The sequence below is a fragment of the Methylobacterium sp. WL9 genome (genome assembly GCF_008040035.1).
GTDB classification, from domain to species: Bacteria; Pseudomonadota; Alphaproteobacteria; order Rhizobiales; family Beijerinckiaceae; genus Methylobacterium; species Methylobacterium thuringiense.
Map to the genome: position 1 here is coordinate 1 of NZ_VRVE01000100.1, position 14,103 is coordinate 14,103.

The 14,103-nt window shown below is 69.8% G+C and carries 15 protein-coding genes and 1 pseudogene; 10 read left to right on the top strand and 6 right to left on the bottom strand.

Features of this window, described 5'->3' with window-relative positions; genetic code table 11:
• Positions 1-231: pseudogene (locus FV217_RS19840) on the top strand (winged helix-turn-helix domain-containing protein); the annotation flags it as partial.
• Between the two features lie 122 nt (positions 232-353).
• Positions 354-587 (top strand): BrnA antitoxin family protein, encoded by a 234-nt coding sequence (locus FV217_RS19845; protein ID WP_147819139.1) that lies wholly within the window; start codon positions 354-356, stop codon positions 585-587.
• Between the two features lie 34 nt (positions 588-621).
• Here the strand turns inward: FV217_RS19845 and FV217_RS19850 are convergent, their stop codons facing one another.
• Positions 622-921, bottom strand: a complete 300-nt coding sequence (locus tag FV217_RS19850; RefSeq protein WP_147819141.1) for a hypothetical protein — start codon at positions 919-921, stop codon at positions 622-624.
• Positions 922-1,394: 473 nt separating this feature from the next.
• Between FV217_RS19850 and FV217_RS19855 the strand changes: the two genes are divergently transcribed.
• On the top strand, positions 1,395-2,519 hold the full coding sequence (locus FV217_RS19855; protein ID WP_147819143.1) for a histidine kinase dimerization/phosphoacceptor domain -containing protein: 1,125 nt from the start codon (positions 1,395-1,397) through the stop codon (positions 2,517-2,519).
• Positions 2,520-2,969 (top strand): response regulator, encoded by a 450-nt coding sequence (locus FV217_RS19860; RefSeq protein WP_147819145.1) that lies wholly within the window; start codon positions 2,520-2,522, stop codon positions 2,967-2,969.
• Positions 2,970-3,000: 31 nt separating this feature from the next.
• Here the strand turns inward: FV217_RS19860 and FV217_RS19865 are convergent, their stop codons facing one another.
• The 3 genes from FV217_RS19865 to FV217_RS19875 form a co-directional block, all read right to left on the bottom strand.
• The gene (locus FV217_RS19865) at positions 3,001-3,609 is read right to left on the bottom strand and encodes a hypothetical protein (RefSeq protein WP_147819147.1); all 609 of its coding nucleotides are present in this window, start codon (positions 3,607-3,609) and stop codon (positions 3,001-3,003) included.
• A 169-nt stretch (positions 3,610-3,778) separates the two neighbouring features.
• Positions 3,779-5,227 (bottom strand): carbohydrate porin, encoded by a 1,449-nt coding sequence (locus FV217_RS19870; protein WP_147819148.1) that lies wholly within the window; start codon positions 5,225-5,227, stop codon positions 3,779-3,781.
• A gap of 95 nt (positions 5,228-5,322) precedes the next feature.
• A complete protein-coding gene (locus FV217_RS19875; RefSeq protein ID WP_147819150.1) occupies positions 5,323-5,589 on the bottom strand; it encodes a hypothetical protein in 267 nt (88 codons plus the stop codon).
• Between the two features lie 244 nt (positions 5,590-5,833).
• Between FV217_RS19875 and FV217_RS19880 the strand changes: the two genes are divergently transcribed.
• From FV217_RS19880 to FV217_RS19900, 5 genes are all read left to right on the top strand, one after another.
• Positions 5,834-6,097 (top strand): hypothetical protein, encoded by a 264-nt coding sequence (locus tag FV217_RS19880; RefSeq protein ID WP_147819152.1) that lies wholly within the window; start codon positions 5,834-5,836, stop codon positions 6,095-6,097.
• Positions 6,098-6,240: 143 nt separating this feature from the next.
• Positions 6,241-8,400: a TonB-dependent receptor gene (locus FV217_RS19885; RefSeq protein ID WP_238232036.1), complete on the top strand. Its 2,160-nt coding sequence runs from the start codon at positions 6,241-6,243 to the stop codon at positions 8,398-8,400.
• 343 nt (positions 8,401-8,743) lie between these two features.
• The gene (locus tag FV217_RS19890) at positions 8,744-9,343 is read left to right on the top strand and encodes a PAS domain-containing protein (protein ID WP_147819154.1); all 600 of its coding nucleotides are present in this window, start codon (positions 8,744-8,746) and stop codon (positions 9,341-9,343) included.
• Between the two features lie 199 nt (positions 9,344-9,542).
• Complete coding sequence (locus tag FV217_RS19895; RefSeq protein WP_147819155.1) at positions 9,543-9,851, top strand: hypothetical protein; 309 nt, start codon at positions 9,543-9,545, stop codon at positions 9,849-9,851.
• 81 nt (positions 9,852-9,932) lie between these two features.
• Positions 9,933-10,187, top strand: a complete 255-nt coding sequence (locus tag FV217_RS19900; protein ID WP_187272647.1) for a hypothetical protein — start codon at positions 9,933-9,935, stop codon at positions 10,185-10,187.
• Positions 10,188-10,360: 173 nt separating this feature from the next.
• On the opposite strand, the gene FV217_RS19905 is transcribed toward FV217_RS19900, so the two are convergent.
• Together FV217_RS19905 and FV217_RS19910 are read right to left on the bottom strand one after the other, a co-directional pair.
• Positions 10,361-12,019, bottom strand: a complete 1,659-nt coding sequence (locus tag FV217_RS19905; protein WP_147819159.1) for an acyl-CoA synthetase — start codon at positions 12,017-12,019, stop codon at positions 10,361-10,363.
• Positions 12,020-12,201: 182 nt separating this feature from the next.
• Positions 12,202-12,393 carry a hypothetical protein gene (locus tag FV217_RS19910; protein ID WP_147819160.1) on the bottom strand — a complete coding sequence of 64 codons (192 nt, stop codon included), beginning with the start codon at positions 12,391-12,393 and terminating at the stop codon, positions 12,202-12,204.
• Between the two features lie 318 nt (positions 12,394-12,711).
• On the opposite strand from FV217_RS19910, the gene FV217_RS19915 reads away from it, so the two are divergent.
• A partial coding sequence (locus FV217_RS19915; RefSeq protein ID WP_147819162.1) for a glycosyltransferase family 39 protein occupies positions 12,712-14,103 on the top strand: 1,392 nt, incomplete at its 3' end.

Consider the following 14,103-nt stretch of genomic DNA (forward strand, 5'->3'; position numbering starts at 1 on the left):
GCGCTGGACGAGGCCGGCCGGCCGCTCCATGCCGCCGAGATCCTGGCGCTGCTCGCCGGCCGCGGCTTCTCCCTGCCGGGCCACGATCCCGTCGCCGCCCTCAACACCCGCCTCTGGAAGCGCTCCGGCCCCGGCGGTCCGCTGAGGCGGATGGGCGATGCGGTCTATGCCCTGGCGGAACCCGGTGCGACGGGCGAGGGCGCCGCGTATCGGGACGAGGACGAGGGGTGAGCCGGTTCCCGCGCGACCTGCGCAGAGGGCCGCAGGCGCACGCGCGAATTACGAGGAGTCGGGCGCGCTGCATTCCGGTATAACGGGCTTTCTGAAATCTCGGACCGGCAGAGCGAAGACCCATGGCCAGATCGACGATGAGCGCCCGGGACGCGGCCGAGGCCGCCTTCAAGAAGACGACGACGAAACCCGTCGAGGCCGCCCCGGTCGCGGCCAGGGCGCCGGCCCTCCCGGGCGGGCGCGAGCAGGTGACCCTGCGCATCGATCGCGACGTGCTGGAGCATTTCCAGGCGGACGGTCCGGGATGGCAGGACCGCCTCAACGCCGCACTCCGCCGGGCCGCCGGCTTGTCCTGAAGCGCCGGGGACCGCGGCCGGCCTAAGCGAGAACTCAGGGTTCCCCGCCGCGCCCCACCGACGACCACAGCGCTTCGAGCAGGTTGGAGCGCTGGTCCGAATAGGCCGAGTTCATCTCGGTGATGCGCAGGATGGCCTCGTCGAGGGCGTCGAGGCCGCCGGCGGCTGCGAGCCGTTCGCCGGCCTGGCGCAGTTCGATCACCACGGCCGCCGAGGCGGGGTCGTCGCGATAGGGACCCTCGATGCCGGCGTCGCCCGCGAAGCGGCTCCAGGTGATCTGGCGCAGCAGGGCGTCGACGGTGCGGTCGGTCTCGGAGGTCGACAGGTCGATCATCGAAAATCCTTCGGGCCTTTCACCGTGGCGCGGGGTCGCCTCGCGGCCGTCGACACGGCCCTCGTCACTGTCTTGGCGAGAGGGCCCGGTCGTGCGTCTCGTCGAGGGCTTCATCGGATATCGTGCCGGGCATTCCGCGGCACAACACCGGTCTGGTGGTATTTCGTTCCGTTGCATCTCGTGCGTGTGACGGGCTCCGAAACTTCATGCCGTGGAAGGGCGGTCTACCAGCGGCCGTGGGCTTCGGCTCTCCAAGCCGTCGGCAAGCGCGAATGCGCGTCGCCGCGCGTGCGGCGGGCAGCCCTGAAGGCGTCAGCCGTAAGGGCTACTGGTAGTAAGGGATCCATCGGGCATGGCCACGGTTGTCGCCCGTGGTCCGCATGGCCATGTCACGTGTGGTTGCACGCATCGCCCGCAGGAGCGAGGCGCCGTGCCGGCCGCCGGACGCAATCGGGTAGAAGAGACGGGACGAGATGGAACGGGAGGACGCCTGGAGGCTGACGGACCAGCTGCATGCGGGCACCGGCAAGGGAGACCCCTTCGCCGCCGCCGTGCGCGGCACGCGCATGCCGATGATCATCACCGATCCTCGCCAGGCCGACAACCCGATCGTCTACACCAACAACGCCTTCCTCGCGATGTCCGGCTACGACCGCGACGAGATCATGGGCAAGAACTGCCGCTTCCTGCAGGGACCGGACACCGACAGGGCGGCCGTGCGGCAGATCCGCGATGCGGTCACGAGCAATCGCGACATCGCCATCGATGTCCTGAACTACCGCAAGGACGGCACGTCGTTCTGGAACGCGCTGTATCTCAGCCCGGTGGCCAACGAGGCCGGCGAGGTGCTGTACTTCTTCGCCTCGCAGCTCGACGTCACCGACCGGGTCGACGCCCATCTCAGGACGCAACAGGAGAAGGAGCATTTCGAGCGCGAGGTCGCCCGGCGCACCCGCGACCTGAGCGAGGCGCTGGCCGCCAAGACCATGCTGGTCCACGAGGTCGACCACCGGGTCAAGAACAACCTCCAGATGATCTCCTCCCTGCTGGCGCTGCAGACCCGCACGATCACCGACCCGGCGGCGCGCGCCTCGATGGAATCGATGCTCAGCCGGGTCGAGGCCCTCGGCACGGTCCACCGGCGGCTCTACCAGTCCAACAACGTCGAGCGCTTCGACGTCACCGAATTCGCCCGCGACCTCGCCACCGACCTCGTGCGCGGTTCGGGCCGCGAGGGCATCCGCCTGCATTTCGATTTCGAGCCGGTGGAGGTGCCGGTGGCCAAGGCGCCGCCGATCGCCCTGATGATGAACGAGCTCGTCACCAACGCGCTCAAGCATGCCTTCCCGGACGGCCGCCCCGGGCGGCTCTCGATCCTGGTCGCGCCGGACGACAAGTATTTTTCGATCAAAATTACCGATGACGGCGTTGGTATGCCGGTACCGGTCGAAATATCCGGCAAGCGCTCGTTCGGAAAGCGCCTCACCGAAACGCTTGCGCGCCAGTTGAATGCCAGTATCTCTTGGCAGTCCGCCAATCCCGGCACGACCGTCCACGTCAGTCTGCCCCGCGAATCGGCAGTCAGTTCGGAGACTTGAGTGAGCGACAAGCTGCGGGTTCTGCTGGTCGAGGACGAGGCCCTGATCCTGATGCAGCTCGAGACGCTGCTGGAGGATGCCGGCCACGTCGTCGTCGGCACCGCCATGAACGCCGCGGACGGCGTGGCCCTGGTCTACGAGACGCTGCCCGAGCTGGTGTTCATCGATCTGCGCCTCGGCGACGGCTCGTCCGGTCTCGACGTGGCGCGCGCCGTGCGCGACCTCGACGGCATCACCGCCGTGTTCATCACCGCCAATACGCGCCAGCTCTCCGGCGACCTCGAAGGCGCGGCCGCGGTGATCGCAAAACCGTTCTCGGGCAGCGTGCTGGAGGAGACCGTGGCCTTCCTCGAGCAATGCGTGCGCAACCCGCCGCCCATGATGGCCGTGCCCCACGGCATGATCCTCGCGCCAGCCTACCAGGCGAGCTGGGCCCAGGCCGCCGGCTGAGCCGGCCCGCCCGCAAAGCCTTGCGAAACCGTCACGCCGTCCGCTGCATGTCCTCGGGCTTCGGCGCGTCGGGGGCGGCCCAGTCGGCCGGCGGGCTGATCAGGGTGATCTTGCGGCGGCGCGAGCGCCGGGAGATCTCGGAGATGCGGCAGACGAGGCGCACCGGGGTCTGGGCGGCGAAGCTGAAGGCGGGGCGCCGGGGCATCAGCACGTAGAGGTAGACGTCGTCGTAGGGCTGGCCCGAGAAGCGGGCGTTCGAGCCGTCGAGGTCCTTGGCGACCGCGATGCGGCGGCCGAGCGCCGTGCGGTCCGCCCGGGCGCGCTTGTGCCAGGGCTCGGACGGGCTCTCGTCGATCCAGGTCTGCGGCGCGAGGCGGCCGGCGCCGGGCTTCTTCAGCGTCACGGTCTTGAGGCGGCATTTGTGCTTGTCGACGTCGTGCAGGCGCAGGCGCAGGCAGCGGAACGGCCCGTCGTCGAGATAGTCCGCCCAGGTCAGCGACCAGAGCTGTTCCTCCTCCGCCAGCGCCTTGCGCCGGGCCTGCGCGTCCCGCCGCAGGGTGATCGCGAAGGTGGCGAGGCTCGAGAGCGCCGCCACCCACAACAGGATCCAGGCCGTCAGACTCGATTCGCCGAAAGGCACCGAAACCCCACGCTGACCGGCGCGTACGCCACGGCTGGAATCGTGAGGGGCCGAGGGCGGCCGCGCAAGGCCACGTTTTGCGGTGCACGCGATTGCAACGCCCGGTGTTGCTCTCGCGTCATCGCATGGGGCATGAGGCGATACGCGGGCGAGCCCGCTGGTGAGCCGCTCAATATTGGATCGTCGCCCGCAGGCCGAGCACGGCGGCGTTCTTCACCCGGCCGGCCTCCGGCAGGCGCGGGTTGGCGATGCCGCCGCCGGGGCGGAGGATCAGCTGCAGGTCGGGCTGCACCGTGAAGCCCGGCACCACCACCGCCTGATAGGTCGCCTCGACCACCGTCTCGGCCCGCCGGCGCGGCATCGGGATGCCGCTATAGGCGATCGTGTCGGCGTCGGCGCGGCGGGCCTCGTCGCTGATGCGGGCATAGGCGAGGCTGAGGCCGAGCGTGTCGTCGTCGCGGCCCTCGAACAGGCCTTTGTAGGCGAGCCCGGTATCGACATAGGCGTCGACCAGGCTGGAGCGGGTCGGCGACCAGGCGGCGCGCAGGAAGACGCCGAGGCCCTCGTCGTCCTTGCCAGGCTCGCGATAGAGCGTTTGGTCGAGGATCGCGTAGATCCCGGCATTGCCGCGCAAGGGCCGGCCGATGCCGGAGGAATTCGGGTCGGCGAGTGGCAGGCCGGTGTTGTCGAAGCGCAGCGAATCGAAGCGGCCGAAATGCTGCCAGCCGCCCAGCGTGACGTCGCCGGGCAGGCCGTGGGCGTCCTTCTCGGTGTTGTAGGCGTAGGTCGCCTCGGCGACGACCAGGGCCGGGTCGTGCGTGCGAAAGTTCGTGCCGGTGCGGTTGAGGCGCTGCGCCTCCGGGTCGTCGCCGGGGCGGTTGGCGCCGGCCGGATCGCCGTCATAGAGCCCGACCTGTAGCGAAAAGCCACCGCCGGGGACGTATTTCGCCCGCACGGCCGGGGTCGAGAGCGGATAGGCCGGGCCGCCGCTCGGCAGGTTCAAGCCCGTGATCGCCGGCCAGCCGAAGGTGGAATTCACGAACAAAGTCGCGGTCTGGCTGACGAAGAACTCGGTGTCGGCCGCCTGCTGGCCGATGCGCAGGCCGAGCGTGTTGTCGAAGAGCTGCTGGTCGAACCAGAGCACGTAGAGCCGGGACGCGGGCAGGGCCTCGATCACGCTCACGTCGAGCAGGTTGCCGACGTAATAGCGCGACAGGCCGGTGCCGTGGATGAAATAGGCGTTGGCGTGGACGGTCCCGCCCTCCCAGCCCGCGAGCCGTTCGAGGTCGAGGTTGAGCCGCAGGTTCAGGCGGTCCTCGACCGCCGCGCCCCGGCGGACGCCCCCGACCGGATTGCCGAGCAGGTCGGCGACGTAGGTCAGGCTGTACTCAACGCCGCGCTGCTTCAGCACCGGACGCAGGCCGAGTGGGTCGCCGAACGGCCCGAGCGACGGCTCGATCGAGCGGCTGTATCCGCCCGAGGCCTGGCTGGTCGATTCCGGCTGCGAGACCGAGATGCGCGGGTCTCCGCCGGCGCCCTCGAAGACGGGCTTGCTCTCCTCCGCCCGCGCCGGGAAGGCGAGGGCGAGCAGGATCAGGGCCGGGATACGGCGCACCAGAGGGTCCCCCAGCTACGTGGCTCGGGGAGCACGCTACGGGGAAGCGCCGGGTCTCGCCAGGGGGCGGATGCCGAGGCCCGCGGCTTGCGGCTTTTCTACCGCAGGCCGGCCGAGGCGTCGGCCTCGCGGCGGGCGGCCCGCGCCCGGACCGGATGGTTCGGCACGTGCAGCGGTGCGACCATGCTCATGTCCGCGCCCATGATCGAGGTGAGGCGGGCGGTGCGGCCGGCAAAGCCCTGGCCGGGCTTCGGATGCCCCTTGGCCGCGAGCACCAGGGCGGGATCGACGCTCTGCGCGAGAGCGGGGGAGGCGGCGCCGAGAAACGCGAGCGCGGCGGCGACAGTGACGGACCGGACGACCATGGTCGAAATCCCAATACGGACCGCGCTGCAAGGCTGGCGGCACGTCCCCTCGCGAAGGAAGCTAGGCCGTTCGGTTCCGGCCGGATGTGCGCTTTCGCACGACTGCACAGAATCGGGTTTGTCCTGGCATCGCGTGTGGATTCGCACGACGGCCCAGCAAGAGACGCCCCATCTTCAAGTCACACCAAGACGACACGGCCCCCGGAATCGACGGAGACCGCGCCCGGACGACAAGGACATCATCATGAACATTCGTCTCGCATCCGTCGCGACTGCCCTCGCCCTGACCCTGGCAGTCCCCGCCTCCGCCCTCGCGCAGGGTTATGCGGCCTCCGGCAACGTGCCGGTCACGGCCGTCGAAACCGGCCCCGGCTGGCAGCCGCGCTCTGCCGGAGCCGTCGCCCAGCTCCGCGGCGGCGTCGATTCCTCGGCCAAGGGCGGCAACGCGGCCCAGCCCGAGCGGACGGTGCCCCAGTACGGCAACACCGCGGGCGGCCCGGCCTACTGATCAGGCGCAGAGACCGGTCCGAGACCGAGCGGCGGGGCGCAAGCCCCGCCGTTTTCTTTTGCATGGCCGGGACTCGGGCAGCCCACGAACCCGGCTTGACAGGCAGTAACAGCTTAGACTTAGTAGTATAGCACAGGCTATAAATGGACGACACGACCATGTTGGGGACGCTACGTGACGGCGCGCGGTTGGCCGGGATCGGGCTCGGCCTGATCGGCTTCGGAGCCCAGCCGGCTGAGGCCGAGGATGTGGCACTCGAGGAGCTGTCGGTCACGGCGGTGGCCCCGGTCCGCGCCGCGGGCGGCGGCAACGGTGGTGGTGGGCGTTTTCCCCCGGGCGTCCTCCCCGTCGTCGCCGACACCTTCTCGTCGGTGACGGTGGTGCCGGGCAGCGAGCTCGCGCGGTCGCAGCCGAGCTCGCTCGGCGACGCGCTGTTCGACAAGCCCGGCCTGTCCGCGTCGAGCTTCGCCCCCGGCTCCGCCTCGCGGCCGATCATCCGCGGCCTCGACAACGGCCGGGTGCGGATCCAGGAGAACGGCACCGGCGTGCAGGACGTCTCCGACCTCGGGGAGGACCACGCGGTGCCGATCAACCCGCTGGTCAACGACCGCATCGAGGTGATCCGCGGCCCCGCCGGCCTGCGCTACGGCAGCCAAGCGATCGGCGGCGTGGTCTCGGCCGAGAACAACCGCATCCCGACCTTCATCCCGGCCAACGGCATCACCGGCCGCGCCACCACCGGCTTCTCCAGTGTCGACAACGGCCGCACCGTCGCCGCCACGGTCGACGCCGGCAGCGACAACGTCGCCGTCCATGCCGACGGATTCAGGAGCGCGGCCGACAGCTACGCCACGCCGCTCGGTATCCAGCGCAACTCCGCCAACGAGAGCCAGGGCGGCGCCTTCGGCACGTCGTACGTGTTCGATCGCGGCTTCGTCGGCGTCTCGTTCAGCCACTACGAGACGCTCTATCAGATCCCCGGCCTCGCCTCGGCCGCGCGGCGCACGCGCCTCGATCCGAACCAGGACAAGCTCCAGACGCGCGGGGAGTACCGGCCGCTCGACGGCCCGTTCTCGGCCGTGCGGTTCTGGCTCGGCGGATCGAACTACCGCCACAACGAGATCGGCATCGGCAACGACGGGGTCGACGGCATCCAAGCCGTCTTCAAGAACCGCGAGGCGGAAGGGCGGATCGAGCTGCAGCACGTGCCCGTCGACACCGATTTCGGCGTCCTCACCGGCACGGCCGGCCTGCAATCCGACCGGCGCAAGATCACCATCTCGGGAGCGGAAGGCGGCCTGCTGCGCCCCACCGACACCCGCGCCAACGCCCTCTACCTGTTCGAGGAGCTCGCGTTGGAGCGCGGCCTGCGCCTGCAGGCGGCCGGCCGTATCGAGGGCAACCGCGTCACCGGCGTCGAGGCGGTGTTCCCCGACGACTTCACCCCTGCCGGCCCCGACGACGAGCCCGCGGAATTCGCCCGCCGCCGCCGCTTCGCCCCGAAGAGCGCCAGCGTCGGCGCCCTGCAGGACCTGCCCTACGGGTTCGTGGCGAGCTTGACCGGCTCCTATGTCGAGCGTGCTCCCGCCGCCGCCGAGCTGTTTTCACGCGGCGCGCACGACGCCCCCGCGACCTTCGAGATCGGCGATCCCGGCCTGAAGCTCGAACGGGCGCGGACCCTCGAGGTCGGCATCCGCCGGGCCGAAGGGCCGCTGCGCCTCGACGCCACCGGCTACGTCACGCGCTATACCGGCTTCATTTTCAAGCGCCTGACCGGGCTGACCTGCGCCGACAGCTTCGGCAGCTGCGGCATCGATGGCGGCGGCCTGAGGCAGGTGGTCTATTCGCAGGCCGCCGCCACCTTCTACGGCGCGGAGATCGCGAGCCAGCTCGACCTGATCCCGGTCGGCGACGGCTTCGCCGGGATCAGCGCGCAATACGATTTCGTCCGGGCGCAGTTCGACGACGGCAGCTACGTGCCGCGCATCCCGCCGCACCGGGTCGGCGGCGGCGTCTTCCTGCGGACGGACGGCTGGTACGCGCAAGTCAGCCTGCTGCACGCCTTCGAACAGATCGAGACCGGAGCCCTAGAGACGGCGACGCCCGGCTACAACGACCTGAAGGCCGAGATCGCCCACACCAAGCCCCTCGACCCGTCCGCGTACGGCGTCAGCGAGGTCACACTCGGCCTGCGCGGCACCAACCTCCTCGACGACGTGATCCGCAACGCCGCCTCGTTCAAGAAGGACGAGGTGGTGCTGCCCGGACGCAACCTGAGGGTCTTCCTCACCGCACGCTTCTGAGACGATGCCGGCGGGTGGGATGCTGGCCGGACCAAGACTGTCGAAGGATCCGTCAGGACGACGACCGAAGCAAAATCTCGGCGTCTTCGTCCATCATGGTACTGGGCGTCGACACGAGACCATTCCGGTTCTTCAGCCATGATCTTCTGTCATCGCGGATACGACGTCGATTGTACGACACCGGACCTAATACTCCGCGCGAAACTCAGCACTGCGTCAATTTCGTACCAAGACGCTCGCGCCGTTGACGGGACGTTTCGCATGGCTAAGGGTCGTCTGACCCTGGATCCTGCGAGACGGCGATGATCTGTGGTGCTGCACGGATTCGAGGAGCGTAACCGGCATGGCGACTGCCCAGGTCGAGCCTGAACTCCACTCTCCGCTGATGGCGGCTCTCGACGCATCGGGCGTCGTCGGCGCCTGGGACTGGGACCATCTGCGGCACGTCGCGATCTACGACCGGGGCGCGGCGGCGCTGCTGGCGGGCGATGCCGCCCTGGCCGGGCGCCCGCTCGACGGCACGATGGCGATGCCCCGCGTGCATCCGGACGATCTCGGCACGCTGGTCGAGGAGACGCTGCGGGCGACGCAGGTGGGCGGGCTGTTCCTCTCGGAGTACCGCGTGCTGCTCGGCAACGGCGCGGTGCGCTGGCTGCTCAGCCGGGGCCGGACCTATCTGGGCGAGTCGGGGCGTCCCCTGCGGACCCGCGGCATCCTCATCGACATCACCGAGGGACGTGAGGACGGACAGAGCTATGTCACCCGCCCGACCGTCGGCGCGGACAACCCGTTCGAGGCCGCCGCCGACCATCTCACCGCAGCGCGCGCGGTGCTGGCCGGCATCGCCCCCTTCCGCCTGCGGGCGGCCCTCGACGTGGCGCTGATGGAGCTCGGCAGGATGGTCGCCGCCGGCATCCGGCTCGACCGGACCAAGCGCCACTGAGCACAGCGGCGGTAACGCGGACGGCCTGACCGGTGTCTTGAATGTCGCCTGTTCGGCATTATCTGTAAAACGGCGCAGTATTTCAAAATACTTTCCGTCTCAGAGACGTCCGGGACTGCAGGTCGGTCTTGCAGGGTGTCTTGGGCGAGACCGGCGTCGGCGTCACGCTGGCGCCCGACACCGCCGGAGCCCGTCCCCCATGACCACGTTCGGCAAGCGCCAGCTGCTCAAGCATCTCGGCACGATCCGCGGGAGCGGCAGCCTCTCGATCGGCGCGGACGGCCGCAGCCTCGGTTCCGTCGCCTACGAGATCGACAGCTTCGTCGACCGGATGATGTATTCTGCCAACGGCCAGATCGAGGGCGATACCGGCCTGCTCGCCGAGGCGTTCGCGGCCGGCACCGCGACGCTGGCCCTCGACGGCGGACGCTCCGTCGCCGTCGTGCTCGCCGACCCGGAGGGCAGCCCGACGGCCGAGATTGTGGTCCGGGACCAGCTGCCGCTCTGAGCGCCGGCCCAAGCCCATCCTAATGGCGGACCCGCCGCGCCTGCGCGGAGCCGCGTTTCCTCGAGCCGAGACGGTTGCATGATGCGCGCGTCGATCCCTGGTCCGATGCGGCCGGCCGGCATGGCCGCCATCGCCGTCACCCTGCTCCTCGCCGGGCTGGCGGCGCCCGGTCCGGCGGGCGCGAAGCCCCTCGCCCAGCCGGCCGTGACCGAAGCCGCGAAGCTCAAGGACATCAAGCTCCAGGGCGAGAAGGCGCAACGCACCGCCGAGGCACGCCAGCGTCTCTGGGACCGCAAGATGAAGGCCGTGAGCGGCAGCATCTGCAACGGGTGCTGAGGCGGTCTGCGGCTGTGTTAAGCTCCACGTCCGTCATTGCGAGCGCAGCGAAGCAGTCCAGGGCCAAGTCCTCGACGGTCGGAGCGTTGGCCCTGGATTGCTTCGCTGCGCTCGCAATGACGTGAAGTATCGAAGTATGGGGAGATTGATCTTACAAATAATGTGCGGATCCATCACCCCTCCCGAGCCCGCTCCCGCAGCACGAACTTCTGCACCTTTCCCGTCGCGGTCTTCGGCAGCTCCCCGAAGATCACCTGCTTGGGCAGCTTGTAGGGCGCCAGCCGCTCGCGGCACCAGGCGACGAGGTCTTCGGCCGACACGTCCCTGCCGTCCTTGAGCTCGACGAAGGCGATCGGGGTCTCGCCCCATTTTTCGTCGGGCTTGGCGACGACGGCCGCCGCCGAGACGGCGGGATGCTTGAACAGGGTGTCCTCGACCTCGATGGACGAGATGTTCTCGCCCCCCGAGATGATGATGTCCTTCGAGCGGTCCTTGAGCTGGATGTAGCCGTCGGGGTGCTTCACGCCGAGATCGCCGGAGCGGAACCAGCCGCCCTTGAACGCGGCCTTGGTCGCCTTGGGGTTCTTGAGGTAGCCGCGCATCACCACGTTGCCCTGGAACATCACCTCGCCGATGCTGGTTCCGTCGGCCGGGAGCGAGGCGAGGGTGTCGGGGTCGCGCACGTCGAGGCCTTCAAGCACGGGGTAGCGCACGCCCTGGCGCGCCTTCTTCGCCGCGCGCTCCTCGGCGGGCAGGTCGTCCCAGGCCCCATGCCAGGCGTTGACCACGGCCGGGCCGTAGGTCTCGGTCAGCCCGTAGAGATGGGTCACCGCGAACCCGGCCTCGCCCATCGCCGCGAGCACGGCTTCCGGCGGCGGCGCGGCGGCGGTGAGGAAATGGACCCGATGGGGCAGGGGTGTCTTCTGCTCGTCGGGGGCGTTCAAGAGCGTCGACATCACGATCGGCGCGCCGGACAGATGCGTGACCGCGTGCTCGCTGAGCGCCGCATACATCGCCGGCGCCCGGACCTGACGCAGGCAGACATGCGTGCCGGCAACGATCGAGAGCGACCAGGGAAAGCACCAGCCGTTGCAGTGGAACATCGGCAGCGTCCAGAGATAGACGGCGTGCTGCGCGAGGTCGGCGGTGATGACGTTGCCGAGGGCCAGCAGAGCCGCGCCGCGGTGGTGGTAGACGACGCCCTTCGGGTCGCCGGTGGTGCCCGAGGTGTAGTTCAGCGAGATCGCGTCCCACTCGTCGGCGGGCATGGCCCAGTCGTGCGCGGGATCGCCGGTCTCCAGGAACGCCTCGTAATCGGTCTTGCCGAGGCGCTCGCCCGCGCCGGTGAAGACGGGGTCGTCGACGTCGATGACGTAGGGCTTCGCCTTCGCCAGCTTCAGCGCGGCCCGGGCGGTCTTCGCGAATTCGCGGTCGACGATCAGGACCTTCGCCTCGCCGTGATCGAGGCAGAAGCCGATGGCCGCGGCGTCGAGCCGGGTGTTGAGGGTGTTGAGCACGGCCCCCGTCATCGGCACGCCGTAGTGGCACTCGATCATCTCGGGGGTGTTGGCGAGCAGCACCGCCACGGTGTCGCCGCGGCCGATCATGCGCTTCGCGAGGGCGGAGGCGAGGCGGCGGCAGCGGGCATAGAGATCGCCGTAGGGGCGGCGCAAATCCCCGTGGATCACGGCGACGTGTTCGGGGAAGGTACGGGCGGCCCGGTCGAGATAGGTCAGCGGCGTCAGCGGCTGGTGATTGGCCGGATTCCGGTCGAGATCCCGATCGTAGATCGATCTTTTCGCGGTTTTTGCCGGTTTCGGCGTCTTGGACATCGACGTGCCCTCCCGCTCGCGAGAGTAGCCGGACGCGGGGGGCGATCAATCGGATTCGCCGGACACGAAAAAGCCCGCGTCGCGCCGGGCGCCGCAGGCTTTTCGTGATCGTAGGATCGGGTCGGTTTCGGCGTGAGCCGGCTAAACGAACGCTCGGATCCGTGCGGGATCCGGGTTCGATCTCAGCGGTCGTGACCGTTGAGAAGCTTCTCGATGGCAGCGAGGCCGCTGCGCTCTGCAGCTTCTTCCGTGGTCTGCAGGCGGTCCGCCCGCTGGAAGAGCTTGCCGTTACGACGGATCGCCCAGGTGAAGTGTCCGGCCGGGCGCTCGCATGCTGCGATTTCGAGGGTGTAGGGATTCGCTGAGTTGCTCATGGCAAGGATATAGGGCGCAGGATTGGGATCGGCTACCGCACTGCCGCATATCTCGGTTGCGGGTTGTTATGGGAACCCGCGCGATTGACTTTCACGGGGCGATCATCGACACGGCGGCCCGTTCATGTCTCTCACGAAATTCCCGGTCGCGGACGCCTTTCCCGCGAGGCCACGGTGGCGCGACGGGTGTTTTGCGGGAAGCACGCACGTCTCCATGGTGCCCGCGCGATGGTGCCCGCATCCGGCAGGCGGCCTTGCGGTGCCGAACCCGTCACCGGATCGGAACGCCCGCATGACCCCTTCGCTCACCGGGGCACCATGGCAAGCCTGACGGCCGGTAGCGCCGCGCCGGTGTCTTCCCCGCGCAGTTCCGCGACCCGCTTGGCGGGCCTCCTCGCCGCGGCCCTGCACCGGGCGGACCGGGCGCTCGGCTTCGCGGCGGAGGGGCATCTGCGGGCCTGCGCGCTCCTGCTGGCGCTCGCCCTCGTCTGCTTCCTGCCGGGCTTCGTCTCGCTGCAGCCGATGGACCGCGACGAGCCGCGCTTCGCCCAGGCCTCCAAGCAGATGCTGGAGACCGGCGACCTCGTCGACATCCGCTTCCAGGGGGAGGCGCGCCACAAGAAGCCGGTCGGCATCTACTGGGCCCAGGCCGCCACGGTGGCTGCGGGCGAGGCCCTCGGCGTCGAGAAGGCCCGCACCACCATCGCGCTCTACCGGCTGCCCTCGCTGATCGGCGCGCTCGCGGCGTCCCTGCTGGCCTATTGGGCGGCGCTGGCCGTCCTGCCCCGGCGCGGTGCCGTGCTGGCGGCGGCGCTCTTCACCGCCTGCCTGATGCTCTCGGCCGAGGCGCGCCTCGCCAAGACCGATGCGCTGCTCACCGCCTGCGCGGTGGCGGCGATGGGGGCTTTGGCCCGGGCCTGGCTCGGCCGGGTGCGGCTCGAGCGCGAGCGCGCCCCGCCCTCGCGGGGCACCGCCCTGGTGTTCTGGCTTGCCGTGGCGCTCGGCATCCTGGTCAAGGGACCGATGGTGCCGCTCTTCGCCGGCCTCGCGGCCCTGGTGCTGGCGATCCGCGAGCGTTCCTGGCGGTGGCTGCTGGCGCTGCGGCCCGTGCCCGGACTGGTGCTGACGCTCGCGATCGTCGCGCCATGGTTCCTGGCCATCGCCTGGAAGAGCGGCGGCGCCTTCTTCGGAGAGGCGGTCGGCCACGATATGCTCGCCAAGGTCGGCACCGGCGCGGAAAAACACTGGGCGCCGCCGGGCTCGTACCTCGTCGTGTTCTTCGCCACCTTCTGGCCGGGCGCCGCCTTCGCGGCGCTTTCGCTGCCCTTCGCCTGGCGGCACCGCCGCGACGATTCCGTCGCGTTCCTCCTCGCCTGGATCGTGCCGGCCTGGGCCCTGTTCGAGGCGGTGCCGACGAAGCTCCCGCACTATGTGCTGCCGCTGATGCCGGCCGTGGCGATTCTCACCGTGCTGGCTCTCGCACGCGGACCGGTCCTGCGGCGCCGCTGGGAGACCGTGGCCGCCTGGCTCGTCGTGGCGGTTCCCCTCGGCGTTACGATCGGGGTCGTCGCGATCGGTTGGCAGCTCGACCAAACCATTCCCTGGCTCGCCCTGCCGCCGCTGCTCGCGGCCTGCGCATTGGCCGGCCTATCCTGGGCGGCGTTTGCCCGTGGCCTGGGGGAGGGCGCGCTGGCGCTCGGAGTGGGGGCG

What these genes read in the sequence shown, in the direction of transcription:
- FV217_RS19890 (WP_147819154.1), top strand. Translation starts at nt 8,744, where the DNA reads ATGGCGACTGCCCAGGTCGAGCCTGAACTCCACTCTCCGCTGATGGCG.
- FV217_RS19885 (WP_238232036.1), top strand. Translation starts at nt 6,241, where the DNA reads ATGGACGACACGACCATGTTGGGGACGCTACGTGACGGCGCGCGGTTG.
- FV217_RS19880 (WP_147819152.1), top strand. Translation starts at nt 5,834, where the DNA reads ATGAACATTCGTCTCGCATCCGTCGCGACTGCCCTCGCCCTGACCCTG.
- FV217_RS19895 (WP_147819155.1), top strand. Translation starts at nt 9,543, where the DNA reads ATGACCACGTTCGGCAAGCGCCAGCTGCTCAAGCATCTCGGCACGATC.
- FV217_RS19845 (WP_147819139.1), top strand. Translation starts at nt 354, where the DNA reads ATGGCCAGATCGACGATGAGCGCCCGGGACGCGGCCGAGGCCGCCTTC.
- FV217_RS19905 (WP_147819159.1), bottom strand. Translation starts at nt 12,019, where the DNA reads ATGTCCAAGACGCCGAAACCGGCAAAAACCGCGAAAAGATCGATCTAC.
- FV217_RS19900 (WP_187272647.1), top strand. Translation starts at nt 9,933, where the DNA reads ATGCGCGCGTCGATCCCTGGTCCGATGCGGCCGGCCGGCATGGCCGCC.
- FV217_RS19855 (WP_147819143.1), top strand. Translation starts at nt 1,395, where the DNA reads ATGGAACGGGAGGACGCCTGGAGGCTGACGGACCAGCTGCATGCGGGC.
- FV217_RS19875 (WP_147819150.1), bottom strand. Translation starts at nt 5,589, where the DNA reads ATGGTCGTCCGGTCCGTCACTGTCGCCGCCGCGCTCGCGTTTCTCGGC.
- FV217_RS19910 (WP_147819160.1), bottom strand. Translation starts at nt 12,393, where the DNA reads ATGAGCAACTCAGCGAATCCCTACACCCTCGAAATCGCAGCATGCGAG.
- FV217_RS19850 (WP_147819141.1), bottom strand. Translation starts at nt 921, where the DNA reads ATGATCGACCTGTCGACCTCCGAGACCGACCGCACCGTCGACGCCCTG.